The sequence below is a fragment of the Pseudomonas sp. GW821-FHT01C01 genome (genome assembly GCF_059422645.1).
This window is the reverse complement of record NZ_JBWKXF010000043.1, coordinates 15,452-30,630: the sequence shown is the minus strand read 5'-3', so window position 1 is coordinate 30,630 and position 15,179 is coordinate 15,452. Positions and strand designations below refer to the sequence as shown.

Here is a 15,179-nt window from a genome sequence, read left to right as displayed (position 1 = left end):
CTCTAATAGCCTTCCGGACTAAGCTGTTTGCCCTTCTGCCGCGGCACTATGCCGCAGCAGAACACGATATTTTTCTGTAGGAGCGAGCTTGCTCGCGATGGAATTTCAGTCGAAATCGATGTGTCTGACACTCCATCGCGAGCAAGCTCGCTCCTACAAGAAGAAGGCTCAGTGAGCCTCATCCCAGTTATTTCCAACACCCACTTCGACCAGCAACGGCACATCCAGTTTCGCGGCTTCGCTCATGTGCACGCGAATTTCATCGCGAACCTGGTCGACCAGATCCTCACGCACCTCAAGCACCAATTCATCGTGCACCTGCAAGATGACTTTGGCGTCGAGGCCAGACACGGTCAGCCAGTTGTCCACCGCGACCATGGCTTTCTTGATGATGTCCGCAGCGGTGCCTTGCATCGGGGCGTTGATCGCCGTGCGCTCGGCGGCGGCACGCTCTTGCGGCTTGTTGGAATTGATGTCCGGCAGGTACAGGCGACGCCCGAAGAACGTCTCGACATAACCTTGCTCGGCGGCCTGGGCACGCGTGCGGTCCATGTACTGGCGAACGCCGGGATACCGGGCGAAGTACGTATCGATGTAGGCCTTGGCGGTCTTGGTGTCGACGCCGATGTCCTTGCCGAGTTTCTGCGCACCCATGCCGTAGATCAGGCCGAAGTTGATCGCCTTGGCGCTGCGGCGCTGATCGGAGGTCACGTCGGCCAGTTCGACCTTGAACACTTCCGCGGCGGTCGCGGTGTGTACGTCCAGATTGTGGCGGAAGGCATTCATCAGCCCTTCATCCCGTGACAGGTGCGCCATGATCCGCAACTCGATCTGCGAGTAGTCCGCCGCCAGCAGCTTGTAACCGGTCGGGGCCACGAAGGCCTGGCGGATGCGACGCCCTTCGGCAGTGCGCACCGGAATGTTCTGCAGGTTCGGATCGCTGGAGGACAGCCGCCCGGTGGATGCCACCGCCTGGTGATACGAGGTATGGATCCGCCCGGTACGCGGGTTGATCTGCTCCGGCAGTCGGTCGGTGTAGGTGCTTTTCAGCTTGCTCATGGTGCGGTATTCCATGAGCACCTTGGGCAATCGATACTCGTCTTCCGCCAGTTTGGCCAGCACTTCTTCGGCAGTGGACGGCTGGCCCTTGGCGGTTTTCTTCAATACCGGCAGGCCAAGCTTCTCGTAAAGGATCACGCCAAGTTGCTTGGGCGAACCGAGGTTGAATTCCTCGCCGGCAATCTCGAAGGCCTCACGCTCCAGAGCCACCATCTTGTCGCCCAGTTCGATGCTTTGCACGCCCAGCAGGGCGGCGTCGACGAATGCGCCCTGGCGCTCGATTCGCGCCAGCACCGGCACCAGCGGGATTTCAATGTCAGTCAGCACGCTGGCCAGGCTCGGAATGGCCGAGAGCTTTTCAAACAGGGTCTGGTGCAGACGCAAGGTGATATCCGCATCTTCGGCGGCGTAAGGCCCGGCCTGCTCCAGGGCGATCTGATCGAACGTCAGCTGTTTCACGCCTTTGCCGGCGATGTCCTGGAAACTCACTGTGGTGTGGTCCAGATACTTCTGCGCGAGGCTGTCCATGTCATGGCGCGTGGCCGTGGAGTTGAGCACGTAGGACTCAAGCATGGTGTCGAAGGCAATGCCACGCACGGTAATACCGTTGTCCTGATCGCCGCCGATGGCGCAGTTGGCCAGGATGTTCATGTCGAACTTGGCGTGCTGGCCGACCTTGAGCTTGTTCGGGTCTTCCAGAATCGGCTTGAGCGCGCGCAAGACTGTGTCGCGATCCAGCTGCTGCGGTACGCCGATGTAGGAATGGGTCAACGGGATGTAGGCCGCTTCGTTGGCCTGAACCGCGAATGACAGGCCCACCAGTTGCGCCTGCTGCGCGTCGATGCCGGTGGTTTCGGTGTCGAAGGCAAACAGCTTGGCGTTGTTCAGTTTTTCCAGCCAGGCATCGAAACGCGCCTGATCGAGGATGGTTTCATAGGCAGCTTCAGCAGCGGCGACCGGTGCTTCGGCCTCTGATTCGCTGAACAGATCGGCGGCCGGTGCAGGCTCGGCGGCAGCGCTCAGTTCCAGGCGTTTGGCGTCGCGATCAAGGTCGTTCAGCCAGCTCTTGAACTCCAGCAGGGTGTACAACTCGTAGAGTTTCGCCGGATCTTCCGCGCCCATTTGCAAGTCATCGAGGCCAATGTCCAGCGGCACGTCGACCTTGATGGTCGCCAGCTGATAGGAAAGGAAGGCCATTTCCTTGTGCTCTTCGAGCTTGGCCGGCAGGGTCTTGGCGCCACGAATTGGCAGGGTTGGCACGATGTCGAGCTGCGCATAGAGTTCGGTGAGGCCGCCATTCACACCGACCAGCAGGCCTGAAGCGGTCTTCGGACCGATACCCGGAACACCCGGAATGTTGTCGGAAGAATCGCCCATGAGCGCCAGATAATCGATGATCTGCTCGGGAGCGACGCCGAATTTCTCCTTCACGCCCTCCACGTCCATGCTGCTACCGGTCATGGTGTTGACCAAGGTAATGTGACCGTCGACCAGTTGCGCCATGTCCTTGTCACCGGTGGAGATGATCACCGGACGATCCGCCGCCGCGCTGCTGCGGGCCAGGGTGCCGATCACGTCATCGGCCTCGACGCCTTCGACGCACAGCAGCGGGAAGCCCAGGGCGATCACGCTCTGGTGCAGCGGCTCGATCTGCACGCGCATGTCGTCAGGCATGCTCGGACGGTTGGCCTTGTATTCGGCGTACATGTCATCGCGAAAAGTCCCACCTTTGGCGTCGAACACCACGGCGAACGGACTGTCCGGATATTGCTTGCGCAGGCTCTTGAGCATGTTCAAGACGCCCTTGACCGCACCGGTCGGCAGGCCTTTGGATGTGGTCAGCGGTGGTAGCGCGTGAAAGGCGCGGTACAGGTAAGAAGAACCGTCCACCAGGACGAGGGGGGCTTGGCTCATGAGCAGGATCAACCTTTTCGGCGGGTCCGGCGCTAGAATAGCGGGACCGTTGACGACAAAGGGACAAGGTTATCATGCGCACACCAAATCGCCTGTTGCTGGCTGGCTTGTTTGCAATCGCCCCATTGGCCGTCATGGCGGCGGACGATGCGCCGACACCGGAACCAGATGTCACGATCCGCACGGAAGGGGACAAGCTCATCCAGGAATACCGCCAAAACGGCTTTCTGTATGCGATCAAAGTCACGCCCAAAGGCGGCAAGCCGTATTTCCTGGTACGCGCCGACGGATCAGAAGGTAACTTCATCCGCTCTGATTACCCGGATATGCTGATTCCGGCGTGGGAAATTTTTAAGTGGTAAGTCGTCCTTAACTTTAATCGGCGCTGGCTCAATAGCAGCGCCCGTACTGGCAGTTTAAACATGTCTGTGTTCACCCCCCTGGCTCGGCCCGAGCTGGAAGCTTTTCTCGCCCCTTATGGCCTCGGCCGCCTGCTTGATTTCCAGGGGATTGCCGCCGGTAGCGAAAACACCAATTTCTTTATCAGCCTGGAGCAGGGCGAATTTGTCCTGACCCTGGTCGAGCGCGGTCCGGTTCAGGAAATGCCGTTCTTCATCGAACTGCTCGACGTGCTGCACGGCGCCGACCTGCCGGTGCCTTACGCCTTGCGCACCACCGACGGCGTGGCCTTGCGCGAACTGGCGGGCAAACCTGCGTTGCTGCAACCGCGCCTGGCCGGCAAGCACATCAAGCAAGCCAACGCGCAACATTGCGCGCAGGTTGGTGAGTTGCTCGGCCATCTGCACCTGGCGACCCAGGCCAACATGATCAAGCGCAAAACCGATCGCGGTCTGGACTGGATGCTGGAAGAGGGCACGCAGTTCCTGTCGCACCTCGGTGCCGAGCAGAAAGACCTGCTGCAGCGGGCACTGGAAGAAATCACCCGGCAGAAAGAAAAAATCCTGGCACTGCCGCGAGCGAACATTCACGCCGACCTGTTCCGCGACAACGCGATGTTCGAAGGCACCCACTTGACCGGGCTGATCGATTTCTACAACGCCTGCTCCGGGCCGATGCTCTACGACGTGGCAATTGCCTTGAACGACTGGTGTTCGGACGACGATGGCGTGATCGATGGACCGCGAGCGCGGGCCTTGCTGGGCGCTTATGCGGCCTTGCGCCCGTTCACCGCTGCCGAAGCCGAGTTGTGGCCGACCATGCTGCGGGTGGCTTGCGTACGGTTCTGGTTGTCACGCCTGATCGCGGCGGAGTCGTTTGCCGGGCAGGATGTGCTGATTCACGATCCGATGGAGTTCCAGTTGCGCCTGGCGCAACGGCAGACGGTCAGTACACCGTTGCCTTTCGCTCTTTAAATTGTGGCGAGGGAGCTTGCTCCCGCTGGGTTGCGAAGCGACTCCTTCTTTAGGCCTGCTGCGCAGTCCAGCGGGAGCAAGCTCCCTCGCCACAGGGTTATTGCATTAATTAAAGCGACTCCAGACACCCCGCCAGATCGTTCCCCAACTTTTCCAGCATCTGCTCATAGCCCTGGGCAGTCGCCGGCGTGTACCCGCCCAGCGCATCCAATTCAGCCAGCTTCACCGGCAAACCCGCCACCAGGGTTTCTGCCAGGCGCGGACGCAGTGGTGGTTCGCTGAATACGCAGGTCTTGCCGACTTCCTGCAAACGCGCGCGCATCGCCGCGACATGCTGGGCACCGGGTTGCACTTCGGCTGCGACGCTGAACACACCCGCGTGCTTGAGGCCGTAGGCGTCTTCGAAGTAATCGAACGCTTCGTGGAACACGAAGTAGGGTTTGCCCTGAACATCGGCCAGGCGTTTCTTCAGGCGCGCATCCAACGCATCGAGACGTTCGTCGAAGGCTTTCAGATTGCTCTGATAACGCACGGCATTGTCAGGATCGGCGGCACTCAGGTCAGCCGCCATTTTCGCTGCGATGACCCGGGCGTTAACCGGTGACAGCCACAAGTGCGCATCCAGGCTGCCCGGACGGTGATCGTGGTCGTGTTCGTCGGCTTCTTCGGCGTGGGAGTGGCTATCTTCGGCAAAACGGCGCAGTTTCATGCCCGGCAAATCCTGCACGGCAACGCTGGGCAGCGTACGACCATTGAGCACACGTGGCAGGAAACCTTCCATGTCCGGGCCGATCCAGTACAGCAGGTCCACCGATTGCACCTTGCGCACATCGGAGGGGCGCAACGCATAGTTATGTGGCGAGGCTCCGGGTGGCAGCAAAGCCTCCGGAATCGCCACGCCGTCCTGTACTGCCGCGGCGATCAACTGCAGAGGCTTGATGCTGGTAAGGACCTTGACCTCGGCCTGCGCCGAACCGATCAGCAGAAAACTTGCGATAAATGCGACAAAGATAGAAAAAAGTCGGGACACGATGACCACTCGAAGAGGCGAGAACGGGTAACATAATAACGTCTCTCACAAAACTCGTCGCCGCTCATGCTAAAAACACCGATTGCCAGCCGTCCCCACGACCACTCACATTGCGTTCACAGCGCTTTGTCCGAGGCCGACGCCCTGTGCGCACGTCAAGGCCTGCGCCTGACCGCATTGCGCCGGCGGGTGCTGGAACTGGTGTGGCAAAGCCACAAGCCCCTGGGTGCCTACGACATTCTCGCGGTCCTCAGCGAGCAGGACGGTCGCCGCGCCGCGCCGCCGACGGTGTATCGCGCGCTGGATTTCCTGCTGGAAAACGGCCTGGTCCACCGGATTTCCTCGCTCAACGCCTTCATCGGCTGCAATCACCCGGAACATGCTCACCAGGGTCAGTTCCTGATCTGCCGTCAGTGCCACGCCGCCATTGAGCTCGAACAAAAATCCATCAGCGACGCGATCATCGCCAGCGCCAGGGATGTCGGGTTTATCGTCGAAGGCCAGACCGTCGAAGTGATCGGTCTCTGCTCGGGTTGCCAGGGGGCTTGATGAGCAACGCGCTGATCCGTCTTGAACAGGTTGCGGTCACGTTCGCCGGGCAACCGGTGCTGGACAACATTGAGCTGAGCGTCGAGCCGGGGCAGATCGTGACCCTGATCGGCCCCAACGGCGCCGGCAAAACCACCCTGGTGCGTGCCGTTCTCGGCCTGTTGAAACCGGACAGCGGCAGCGTTTGGCGCAAGCCGAAACTGCGGGTCGGTTACATGCCGCAAAAACTTCACGTCGATCCGACCCTCCCGCTCTCGGTTCTGCGTTTCTTGCGCCTGGTGCCGGGCGTGGACCGGGCGATGGCCTTGGCGGCACTCAAGGAAGTCGGCGCCGAACAGGTGATCGACAGCCCGGTGCAAAGCGTTTCCGGTGGCGAAATGCAACGCGTGTTGCTGGCCCGGGCCTTGTTGCGCGAACCGGAACTGCTGGTGCTCGACGAACCTGTACAGGGTGTCGACGTGGCCGGCCAGGCCGAGCTGTACAGCCTGATCACCCGTCTGCGCGACCGCCACGGTTGCGGTGTGCTGATGGTTTCCCATGATTTGCATCTGGTGATGAGCACCACAGATCAGGTGGTTTGCCTCAATCGTCACGTCTGCTGTTCAGGCCATCCCGAGCAGGTCAGCGGCGATCCGGCTTTCGTCGAGCTGTTCGGAAAAAACGCACAAAGCCTGGCGATTTATCACCACCATCACGACCACGCCCACGACTTGCATGGCTCGGTGGTCAAGGCGCCCGCTTCGGGCCAACCCCATGTTCACGGAGATAGCTGCAAGCATGGCTGATTTTCTGCTCTACGCCCTGCTTGCAGGTCTGGCCCTGGCCGTCGTCGCAGGCCCGTTGGGGTCTTTCGTGGTCTGGCGGCGCATGGCCTATTTCGGCGACACCCTGTCCCACGCCGCATTGCTCGGCGTGGCCCTGGGCTTCCTGCTGGATGTCAGCCCGACCGTTGCCGTGACCGTTGGCTGCTTGCTGTTGGCAGTGTTGCTGGTGACTTTGCAACAACGCCAGCCGCTGGCGTCCGACACACTTCTGGGAATTCTCGCACCCAGCACGCTCTCCCTGGGCCTGGTGGTACTAAGCTTCATGCACGAAGTGCGGATCGACCTGATGGCCTATCTGTTCGGCGACCTGCTGGCGATCAGTCCAACCGATCTGGCCTGGATTCTTGGCGGCAGCGCTGCGGTTCTGGTCTTGCTGGTTGCGTTGTGGCGCCCATTGCTGGCGATCACCGTGCATGAAGAACTGGCCAGGGTCGAAGGTTTGCCTGTGGCGGGGTTGCGCCTGGCGCTAATGCTGCTGATCGCCGTGGTGATTGCCGTGGCGATGAAAATCGTCGGCGTATTGCTGATCACTTCATTGCTGATTATCCCGGCCGCTGCGGCACAACGTCACGCCCGCTCGCCGGAGCAGATGGCACTGGGCGCGAGCCTGCTGGGCATACTCGCCGTGTGTGGCGGGCTGGCGCTGTCCTGGTTCAAGGACACCCCGGCCGGCCCGTCGATTGTAGTGACCGCCGCCGCGCTGTTTCTGCTGAGTTTTGTTCTGCCCCGTCGAGGGGTGTAGACTTGCTCGTTTTTTGCGCAAATAGAGAGTCGCAGGAATGAAGTCGTTCGCCTCCCGTTATCTGCTCCTTGTCGCTTTTTCTTTGCTGCTGGGCGCCTGCCAAAGCACGCCACCGGCGGCCACCGAGGCCGCCGATGCACGGGCCGCGGCCATCGTACAGCTGGAACAAAACATCGCCAGCGATGAACTGGCCACCGCCGAAGACCAATTGGCAGCCTTGCAGGCCGAATCGCCTAACGATGCTTCCCTTGAGCAATACCAGCGGCAACTCGCCGAAGCGTACCTGCGCCGCAGCCAGATCGTGCTGCAAAAGGGTGACGTGGATGCCGCCGCGACCGCCCTGAGCCGTGCCCGCTCGTTGATGCCCAAGGCACCGGCGCTGACAGGCGGCGTCAACGGCTCGATTGCCCAGGCGCGCAAGGCCGAGCTGGAAAAAGCTGAAGCCGCCCTCAAGGCTGCCGAAGCCAAGCCCAAAGCCAAGGTCATCGATCTGTCGGCTGAAAGCACCACGGTCGTGCTGAACATCAACGATATGGGCAAACTGCGTCGCCAACTGGATGCCATCGCCGCCGATGTGGTGAATTTCCAGTGCGACGTGAGCATTCAGGCTCCGCGCACCAACGATTACCCTTGGCTGGCTAATTTGCTGACCAAACGGGTGAACAAGCTCGATCCTCAGTTTGATCTGAAGCTGGAGCGGCAAATTTTGCGCAGTGTTCCGGCGCAGATGGTTCTGAGCCCGCGTAAACCCTGAAAAGCTTCGCGGGCAAGCCCGCTCCCACATTTGATTGGTTGTGAACACAACTGGGGGGGTTCGACACAAATCCAGTGTGGGAGCGGGCTTGCCCGCGAAGGCGTCCTGTCTGGCAGTAAAGCTCTAAGACCTGAATCGCCCTGGCCTTCGCCTCCCTCTCCCAAACTTGGCCATTCCTTTTTTCTCACCTTTGATCGCGTTATTGCCAAATGACAGGACAAATGCGAAATAAATGCTAAGAACCTCTATACGGACAGGCTAAAATGCGCGCCCGGCTAACCGCTGATCCTTTTCTAACGCGCCCCACAAGGTTCGCTACGTGATCGAGTTTCAAAACGTCCACAAAACCTACCGCGTCGCCGGTAAGGAAATCCCCGCCCTGCATCCGACCAGTCTGACGATTGAGAACGGGCAGGTATTCGGCTTGATCGGTCATTCCGGTGCAGGAAAAAGTACCCTGCTGCGTCTGATCAATCGCCTGGAAAACGCCAGCGGCGGCAAGATCACCGTCGACGGTGAAGAAGTCACCGCGCTCGATGCCAACGGCCTGCGCCGTTTCCGTCAGCAGGTCGGGATGATTTTCCAGCACTTCAACCTGCTGGCCTCCAAGACCGTGGCCGACAACGTCGCGCTGCCACTGACCCTGGCCGGCGAATTGTCGCGCGGCGAGATCGACTCGCGCGTGGCCGAGCTGCTGGCGCGGGTCGGTTTGTCCGACCACGCGAAAAAGTACCCGGCGCAATTGTCCGGCGGGCAAAAGCAGCGTGTGGGCATTGCCCGCGCCCTGGCAACCAAGCCGAAAATCCTGCTGTGCGACGAAGCCACCAGCGCCCTCGACCCGCAGACCACTGCATCGGTCCTGCAATTGCTGGCCGAGATCAATCGCGAGCTGAAACTGACCATCGTCCTGATCACCCACGAGATGGACGTGATCCGCCGGGTCTGCGACCAGGTCGCGGTGATGGACGCCGGCGTGATCGTCGAGCAAGGCTCGGTGGCCGAGGTGTTCCTGCATCCGAAGCACCCGACCACCAAGCGCTTCGTGCAGGAAGACGAGCAGATCGACGAAAGCGAACAGCGTGACGATTTCGCTCACGTGCCGGGGCGCATCGTGCGTCTGACCTTCCAGGGCGAAGCGACCTACGCGCCGTTGCTGGGCACCGTCGCCCGCGAAACCGGCGTGGACTACAGCATCCTGGCCGGTCGTATCGACCGCATCAAAGACATCCCTTACGGGCAACTGACCCTGGCTGTCACTGGCGGTGACATGGAAGCGGCCTTTGCCCGCTTCACCGCAGCCGACGTCCACATGGAGGTGCTGCGCTAATGGAAGCCCTGACAAGTTTCTTCGCCAATATCGACTGGTTCGAAATCTGGCTGGCCACTGGCGACACCTTGCTGATGCTCGGCGGTTCGCTGTTGTTCACTGTACTGCTCGGCTTGCCACTGGGCGTGCTGCTGTTCCTGTGCAGCCCGCGCCAGTTGCTGGAAGCCAAAGGCGTCTACGCGATGTTGTCGCTGGTGGTGAACATTCTGCGTTCGCTGCCGTTCATCATCCTGTTGATCGTGATGATTCCGTTCACCGTGTTGATCACCGGCACGTCCCTCGGTGTCGCGGGGGCGATCCCGCCGCTGGTAGTGGGGGCCACGCCGTTCTTTGCGCGCCTGGTAGAAACCGCCCTGCGTGAAGTGGATCGCGGCATCATCGAAGCGACCCAGGCCATGGGTGCAACCACGCGGCAGATCATCACCAATGCCTTGCTGCCAGAGGCTCGTCCGGGCATCTTCGCGGCGATTACGGTGACAGCCATTACACTGGTGTCCTACACGGCAATGGCCGGTGTCGTCGGCGCTGGTGGTCTGGGTGACCTGGCGATCCGCTTTGGTTACCAGCGTTTCCAGACCGATGTGATGGTGGTGACAGTGGTGTTGCTGCTGGTACTGGTTCAGGTACTGCAAACCGTTGGCGACAAACTGGTCGTCCACTTTTCCCGTAAGTAAGACATGAGCCGGCCATTCGCTGGCAGGCGCCAAACGGGCGCCTCACAAGGAGTTAGCTGAATGAAAAAACTACTCGTGGCCTTCGCGGCCGTCGCCGCGTTCTCTGCCCACGCTGAAACCCTGACCGTCGCGGCCACCCCGGTACCACACGCCGAGATCCTCGAATTCGTGAAGCCGGCCCTGGCCAAAGAAGGTGTGGACCTGAAGGTCAAAGTCTTCACCGACTACATCCAGCCGAACGTGCAGGTCGCGGAAAAGCGCCTGGACGCCAACTTCTTCCAGCACCAGCCGTACCTCGATGAATTCAACAAGGCCAAGGGCACCAATCTGGCTTCCGTGGCCGGCGTGCACCTGGAGCCCCTGGGCGCTTACTCCAGCAAGTACAAAACCATTGCTGAACTGCCTGGCGGTGCCAACGTGGTGATCCCGAACGATGCCACCAACGGCGGCCGTGCACTGTTGCTGATGGCCAAGGCCGGCCTGATCAAGTTAAAGGATTCGAACAACATCCTGTCGACCGTGAAGGACATCACCGAGAACACCAAGGACCTGAAAATCCGTGAGCTGGAAGCCGCGACCATCCCGCGCGTGCTGACCCAGGTCGACCTGGCGCTGATCAACACCAACTATGCGCTGGAAGCCAAGCTCGATCCGGCCAAGGACGCGCTGGTCATCGAAGGCAGCGACTCGCCGTACGTGAACATCCTGGTGGCTCGCCCGGATGACAAGGACAGCGAAGCGATGAAGAAACTGGTGGCGGCCCTGCACAGCCCGGAAGTGAAGGCCTTCATTCTCGAGAAGTACAAAGGCGCTGTGGTGCCGGCGTTCTGATCTGATTCGGCAAAAAAAAATGGGGCGCATTGAATGCGCCCCATTTTTTATGCCTGAAACACGGCCCCTTGTAGGAGCGAGCTTGCTCGCGAAGGTGTGTCAGCCACTGCAATGTCGACTGACACTCCATCGCGAGCAAGCTCGCTCCTACAGAGGGATTGTGGCGCTTAATTACGTTTGAGCATCACCGGCAACTGCGCCACCAGCTTCGCATTATTCAACGGTGCCCGGATAAACCCGCGCTGCGTGCCATCCGGCCCGAGCACAGCGAGGTTGCCGCTGTGGTCGACGGTGTAGTTCGGTTTGTTGGTGTCCGCCGGAATGAATGGAATGCTCACCGCGTTGGCGACCTTTTGCAGCTCATCGGTCGACGCCGGGGTCAGGCCGATAAATTGCGGGTCGAAGTAGCCCAGGTACTGCTTGAGCTGCTTGGGCGTATCGCGATTGGGGTCGATGCTGACCAGCACGATTTGCAGCTTATCCACGGCTTCTGGCGGCAACTCGCTCTTGATCTGGCGCAGTTGGGCGAGGGTGGTCGGGCAGATGTCCGGGCAGAAGGTATAGCCGAAGAACAGCAGGCTCCACTTACCTTTCAACTCATTGATCATGACCGGCTGGCCGTCCTGATTGGTCATCGTCACGTCCGGCAGATGACGGCTCTGCGGCAGCAAAATGATGCCGGCGTCGATCAGCGCCGTCGGATCACCCTGGTTTTTCCCGGACAGTACCTTGTTGATGGTCAGGCCCAGGATCAGCGCGATCAGGGCGACGAGAATGAAGACGGTTTTCTGGGTTCGAGTCATAGGTTCAACAGTAAGTAGTGGTCTACGAGCAGGGCAATAAACAGCAGGAACAAGTAATAAATAGAGTACTTGAACGTGCCGATCGCCGCGTGCGGCCGAGTGCCACGGTACAACACCACGGCCCATTGCAGAAATCGCGCGCCCAACCCGAGCGCACATACCAGGTAGAGCATACCGCTCATGTGGATCACATAAGGCATCAGGCTGACGGCAAGCAGCGCGAAGGTATAAAGCAGGATATGAATCTTGGTGTAGTGCTCGCCGTGGGTGACGGGCAGCATCGGGATATCGGCCTTGGCGTATTCCTCCTTGCGATGAATCGCCAGTGCCCAGAAATGCGGCGGGGTCCAGGCGAAGATGATCAGCACCAGCAGTAGCGGTTCGGCGCTGACGTGACCGGTGGCAGCAGTCCAGCCGAGCAATGGCGGCGCGGCACCGGCCAGACCACCGATGACAATGTTCTGCGGAGTCGCGCGCTTGAGGAATCCGGTGTAGATCACCGCATAGCCGAGCAACGAGGCGAGAGTTAGCCACGCAGTCAGCGGGTTGGTAAACGCCAGCAGCATGGCTTGCCCGAGGGCTGCCAATACCAGCGCGAACGTCAACGCGGCGGTCGGCGAAACCCGGCCTTCGGCGAGCGGCCGTTTGTGGGTGCGCGCCATCACCGCGTCGATGCGCCGGTCCACCACATGATTGACCGCCGCGGCGCCACCGGCACACAAGGCGATGCCCAGGTTGCCAAAGATCAGCACCGTCCACGGCACCCCGGCGCGCGTTGCGAGGAACATCCCCACCAGTGAAGTGATGAGCATCAGCACCACGACTTTGGGTTTGGTCAGTTCCAGGTAGTCACGCCAGATCGCCTGACTGGGACGTGCGCCGATCAGAATCGCCATGGCATCTCTCCTTTTATTGTTATGGGCCCGGCTGAGTGTTTACGCGGGCTGAAGTGCCAGCGCGCTTGCTTGACCCGGACCAGACTGGTTCGGGCGTGGTAATTGACCAGCACCATGGTCAGCAACAGCGCCGCGCCGCCCGCGTTATGCGCGACGGCCACCGGCAGCGGCAGATGGAACAGCACATTACTGATGCCCAGGGCGATTTGTGCGCCAAGGGCGACCAGCACCAGGCCTGCCAGGCGCGTCATGCCGACCGCCTTCAATTGCCAGGCCAGACCGAGCAATACCAGGGTGACCAGCAACGCGCCGATGCGATGGGTCAGGTGAATGGCCGTGCGGGCGTCGCTGTCCAGTTGCCCGCCAAGATAGTTCGGGCCGATGTGTTGGGTCAGGTGAAAGCCGTTGGCGAAGTCGGCGGGCGGCAACCACTGGCCGTGACAGGTCGGAAAGTCGATGCAGGCCACGGCGGCGTAATTGGAACTGACCCAGCCACCGAGGGCGATTTGCCCGATCACCAGCAGCAGCCCCGCCGTCGCCCAGTACTGCAAACGTCGTGGCACGGTCAGCGCCGGCAGTACGCCGGACAGGCGCAAGGTCAACAGAAACAACAGGCTCAAGGTCGCGAAGCCGCCCAGCAAATGCCCGGTGACTACCTGCGGCCAGAGTTTGAGCGTTACCGTCCACATGCCGAACGCGGCCTGGCCAAAAACCACCGCCAATATGAACAAGGGCAACTTCACCGGTTGCCCCGGATGGCGACGATGCACCCATGCGCGACCGGCCAACACCGCGATCAACATCCCCAGCGTGCCGGCGAAGTAGCGGTGGATCATCTCGTTCCAACCCTTGTGGGCCTCGACCGGAGCGTCCGGGAAATGCAATTCGGCATGGGCCAGCTGGACTTCGCTTTTCGGTACGCTGATGAAGCCGTAGCAGCCAGGCCAGTCCGGGCAGCCGAGGCCTGCGTGGGTCAGGCGGGTATAGGCGCCGAGCAACACCACAATCAGTGCCAGCAAGGTGGCAAACAACGCGAGGCGAAATCCAGGTTTGGCCATGACGGTGCCCTTATCCGATATTCGACAGTTTCAGCAGGTGGCGCAGGTCGTTGAGCAGGTCCTTGCCCTTCACCGACGGGTCGTAGCGCAGCACCAGATTGCCGTGAGGGTCGATGATCCACAGGTGCGGCGCGTCATTGCCCTGAGCGCCTTTAATGTAGGTCGGCAAGTCCAGTGAATAGCGCTGCAACTGCGGGTACTCGCGTTGAAGTTTAGTCTCGTAATCGCTGTTCAGCGTCTGCGCGGCAGCCAAGGCATGGCTCGCGCGGGATGCATCGCGGCCAAGGCCGATCTGGATCTGCCGCGCCAGGTACACCAGTTGCTGGCAGTCCACCGCGCAATCCTTGGGCGCCGTCACCAGCATCTGCCAGTGATCGTCCTGTGCCTGCACGCCGATATCGGCGCGGGTCTGGCCGTTGCCGATCAGTTCGCCGTGATAACTGCGGCCCTCGGGCACCCAGAAATTCAGCTTGTACATGCCGGTGGCGAGGATCATCGGACCGATCACCCCGAAAAGTATCAGCAGCAGTTGCAAGCGGCCCTTGCGCCGGTTCACCGGCGGTTTCGCCTCAGACATGCTGGGTGGATTCATGGCCGCTCCCATGGTGTTTCTCCTTTGCGTTGTGCCAGCCGAGATAGAGATAAAGACCGAACAGGGCAATCGCCATGGCGAACCACTGCACGGCATAAGCGATGTGTTTTTCCGGGCCCGTGGCGACCACCGGCCAGTCGGCCTGATAGGTGGCAGGGCCGGTTTCGGCGCGCAGTTCAAAGGCAAAGCCGTCACGATTGAGCGCGGCCCAGAGCCTGGCCGGGTCAACAGCGGTCACCAGTTGCGGCCAGGTTGTGCTGTCGGGGTCGGCGTGCAACTGGAAGGCGGCACCGGGAGAGACATACACCCAGGCATCAAGACCCAAGGCTTGATTCGGCGTTGTGAATTGCGGTGGGGTGCGCCGGTCCGGCCAGGGCAGCCAGCCGCGATTGACCAACAGCCAGAGCCCGGTCGCCCGGTCCTGGAACGGCTGCAGCAGTTCGACCCCGACCTTGCCGTCGCGTTGACGGTTATCCAGCAACAGGCTGTGGGCGGCATCGAATTCGCCATGCAGGCGCACCCGGCGAAAGGCCGGATCCTGGGTGTGTTGCAGCTCGGTGCTGGCCATCGGCTCGGCGGCCCGGCGCTCGGCGTAGGTTTGCAGCAGTGCGCTTTTCTCTGCGCCCCGGCTCAATTGCCAGAACCCCAGGGACACCAGCAACGGCAGCAACAGCGCCACCACCAGCGTTGGCACGATACCCGGCCGAAAGCGCTTCATGGCATCGCCAGAAAGTCGGTCATCGCGATAGCTAT

16 protein-coding genes are annotated in these 15,179 nt (G+C 60.9%); 9 read left to right on the top strand and 7 right to left on the bottom strand.

The window, feature by feature from the left end:
- Positions 1-168 precede the first annotated feature (168 nt).
- The gene (gene polA, locus AC07XF_RS21890; RefSeq protein WP_495028142.1) at positions 169-2,973 is read right to left on the bottom strand and encodes a DNA polymerase I; all 2,805 of its coding nucleotides are present in this window, start codon (positions 2,971-2,973) and stop codon (positions 169-171) included.
- 74 nt (positions 2,974-3,047) lie between these two features.
- On the opposite strand from polA, the gene AC07XF_RS21885 reads away from it, so the two are divergent.
- Positions 3,048-3,335: a DUF2782 domain-containing protein gene (locus AC07XF_RS21885; protein ID WP_007989414.1), complete on the top strand. Its 288-nt coding sequence runs from the start codon at positions 3,048-3,050 to the stop codon at positions 3,333-3,335.
- A 60-nt stretch (positions 3,336-3,395) separates the two neighbouring features.
- Positions 3,396-4,346 carry a homoserine kinase gene (locus AC07XF_RS21880; protein ID WP_495028141.1) on the top strand — a complete coding sequence of 317 codons (951 nt, stop codon included), beginning with the start codon at positions 3,396-3,398 and terminating at the stop codon, positions 4,344-4,346.
- Positions 4,347-4,455: 109 nt separating this feature from the next.
- Here the strand turns inward: AC07XF_RS21880 and AC07XF_RS21875 are convergent, their stop codons facing one another.
- The gene (locus AC07XF_RS21875; protein WP_495028140.1) at positions 4,456-5,376 is read right to left on the bottom strand and encodes a zinc ABC transporter substrate-binding protein; all 921 of its coding nucleotides are present in this window, start codon (positions 5,374-5,376) and stop codon (positions 4,456-4,458) included.
- A gap of 66 nt (positions 5,377-5,442) precedes the next feature.
- Between AC07XF_RS21875 and zur the strand changes: the two genes are divergently transcribed.
- The 7 genes from zur to AC07XF_RS21840 all read left to right on the top strand — a co-directional run bounded on the left by zur (position 5,443) and on the right by AC07XF_RS21840 (position 11,077).
- Positions 5,443-5,925, top strand: coding sequence for a zinc uptake transcriptional repressor Zur (zur, locus tag AC07XF_RS21870; RefSeq protein WP_495028139.1), 483 nt, complete (start codon positions 5,443-5,445; stop codon positions 5,923-5,925).
- Positions 5,925-6,710, top strand: a complete 786-nt coding sequence (gene znuC / locus AC07XF_RS21865) for a zinc ABC transporter ATP-binding protein ZnuC (protein ID WP_007989407.1) — start codon at positions 5,925-5,927, stop codon at positions 6,708-6,710. The genes zur and znuC overlap by 1 nt, the downstream gene beginning before the upstream one ends.
- On the top strand, positions 6,703-7,491 hold the full coding sequence (gene znuB, locus AC07XF_RS21860) for a zinc ABC transporter permease subunit ZnuB (RefSeq protein WP_495028138.1): 789 nt from the start codon (positions 6,703-6,705) through the stop codon (positions 7,489-7,491). Before znuC ends, znuB begins: the two co-directional genes overlap by 8 nt.
- Positions 7,492-7,528: 37 nt before the next feature.
- A complete protein-coding gene (locus AC07XF_RS21855; protein ID WP_495028137.1) occupies positions 7,529-8,245 on the top strand; it encodes a PA5502 family lipoprotein in 717 nt (238 codons plus the stop codon).
- Positions 8,246-8,564: 319 nt separating this feature from the next.
- Complete coding sequence (locus AC07XF_RS21850) at positions 8,565-9,572, top strand: methionine ABC transporter ATP-binding protein (RefSeq protein WP_495028136.1); 1,008 nt, start codon at positions 8,565-8,567, stop codon at positions 9,570-9,572.
- Entirely contained in the window at positions 9,572-10,246 is a 675-nt protein-coding gene (locus AC07XF_RS21845) for a methionine ABC transporter permease (protein ID WP_008002212.1), read from the top strand. The genes AC07XF_RS21850 and AC07XF_RS21845 overlap by 1 nt, the downstream gene beginning before the upstream one ends.
- A 60-nt stretch (positions 10,247-10,306) precedes the next feature.
- Positions 10,307-11,077 carry a MetQ/NlpA family ABC transporter substrate-binding protein gene (locus tag AC07XF_RS21840; RefSeq protein ID WP_495028135.1) on the top strand — a complete coding sequence of 257 codons (771 nt, stop codon included), beginning with the start codon at positions 10,307-10,309 and terminating at the stop codon, positions 11,075-11,077.
- A gap of 167 nt (positions 11,078-11,244) precedes the next feature.
- Here AC07XF_RS21840 and AC07XF_RS21835 read toward each other — a convergent pair whose 3' ends face one another.
- Genes AC07XF_RS21835 through AC07XF_RS21815 form a run of 5 tightly spaced genes read right to left on the bottom strand, consistent with a single transcriptional unit; the run spans position 11,245 to position 15,144 of the window.
- Entirely contained in the window at positions 11,245-11,880 is a 636-nt protein-coding gene (locus tag AC07XF_RS21835; RefSeq protein WP_495028134.1) for an SCO family protein, read from the bottom strand.
- Positions 11,877-12,776: a heme o synthase gene (gene cyoE / locus AC07XF_RS21830; protein WP_495028133.1), complete on the bottom strand. Its 900-nt coding sequence runs from the start codon at positions 12,774-12,776 to the stop codon at positions 11,877-11,879. The genes AC07XF_RS21835 and cyoE overlap by 4 nt, the downstream gene beginning before the upstream one ends.
- Complete coding sequence (locus AC07XF_RS21825; RefSeq protein WP_495028132.1) at positions 12,764-13,834, bottom strand: COX15/CtaA family protein; 1,071 nt, start codon at positions 13,832-13,834, stop codon at positions 12,764-12,766. The genes cyoE and AC07XF_RS21825 overlap by 13 nt, the downstream gene beginning before the upstream one ends.
- A gap of 10 nt (positions 13,835-13,844) precedes the next feature.
- Positions 13,845-14,438, bottom strand: coding sequence for a PA_0111/PP_0108 family redox-active disulfide protein (locus tag AC07XF_RS21820; protein WP_495028131.1), 594 nt, complete (start codon positions 14,436-14,438; stop codon positions 13,845-13,847).
- Entirely contained in the window at positions 14,404-15,144 is a 741-nt protein-coding gene (locus tag AC07XF_RS21815; RefSeq protein WP_495028130.1) for an SURF1 family protein, read from the bottom strand. Before AC07XF_RS21815 ends, AC07XF_RS21820 begins: the two co-directional genes overlap by 35 nt.
- Positions 15,145-15,179 lie beyond the last annotated feature (35 nt).

Coding starts and splice junctions, on each gene's coding strand:
- AC07XF_RS21845 (WP_008002212.1), top strand. CDS start 9,572: ATGGAAGCCCTGACAAGTTTCTTCGCCAATATCGACTGGTTCGAAATC.
- znuC (WP_007989407.1), top strand. CDS start 5,925: ATGAGCAACGCGCTGATCCGTCTTGAACAGGTTGCGGTCACGTTCGCC.
- zur (WP_495028139.1), top strand. CDS start 5,443: ATGCTAAAAACACCGATTGCCAGCCGTCCCCACGACCACTCACATTGC.
- cyoE (WP_495028133.1), bottom strand. CDS start 12,776: ATGGCGATTCTGATCGGCGCACGTCCCAGTCAGGCGATCTGGCGTGAC.
- AC07XF_RS21815 (WP_495028130.1), bottom strand. CDS start 15,144: ATGAAGCGCTTTCGGCCGGGTATCGTGCCAACGCTGGTGGTGGCGCTG.
- AC07XF_RS21835 (WP_495028134.1), bottom strand. CDS start 11,880: ATGACTCGAACCCAGAAAACCGTCTTCATTCTCGTCGCCCTGATCGCG.
- AC07XF_RS21885 (WP_007989414.1), top strand. CDS start 3,048: ATGCGCACACCAAATCGCCTGTTGCTGGCTGGCTTGTTTGCAATCGCC.
- AC07XF_RS21840 (WP_495028135.1), top strand. CDS start 10,307: ATGAAAAAACTACTCGTGGCCTTCGCGGCCGTCGCCGCGTTCTCTGCC.
- AC07XF_RS21880 (WP_495028141.1), top strand. CDS start 3,396: ATGTCTGTGTTCACCCCCCTGGCTCGGCCCGAGCTGGAAGCTTTTCTC.
- znuB (WP_495028138.1), top strand. CDS start 6,703: ATGGCTGATTTTCTGCTCTACGCCCTGCTTGCAGGTCTGGCCCTGGCC.
- AC07XF_RS21820 (WP_495028131.1), bottom strand. CDS start 14,438: ATGGGAGCGGCCATGAATCCACCCAGCATGTCTGAGGCGAAACCGCCG.
- AC07XF_RS21855 (WP_495028137.1), top strand. CDS start 7,529: ATGAAGTCGTTCGCCTCCCGTTATCTGCTCCTTGTCGCTTTTTCTTTG.
- polA (WP_495028142.1), bottom strand. CDS start 2,973: ATGAGCCAAGCCCCCCTCGTCCTGGTGGACGGTTCTTCTTACCTGTAC.
- AC07XF_RS21825 (WP_495028132.1), bottom strand. CDS start 13,834: ATGGCCAAACCTGGATTTCGCCTCGCGTTGTTTGCCACCTTGCTGGCA.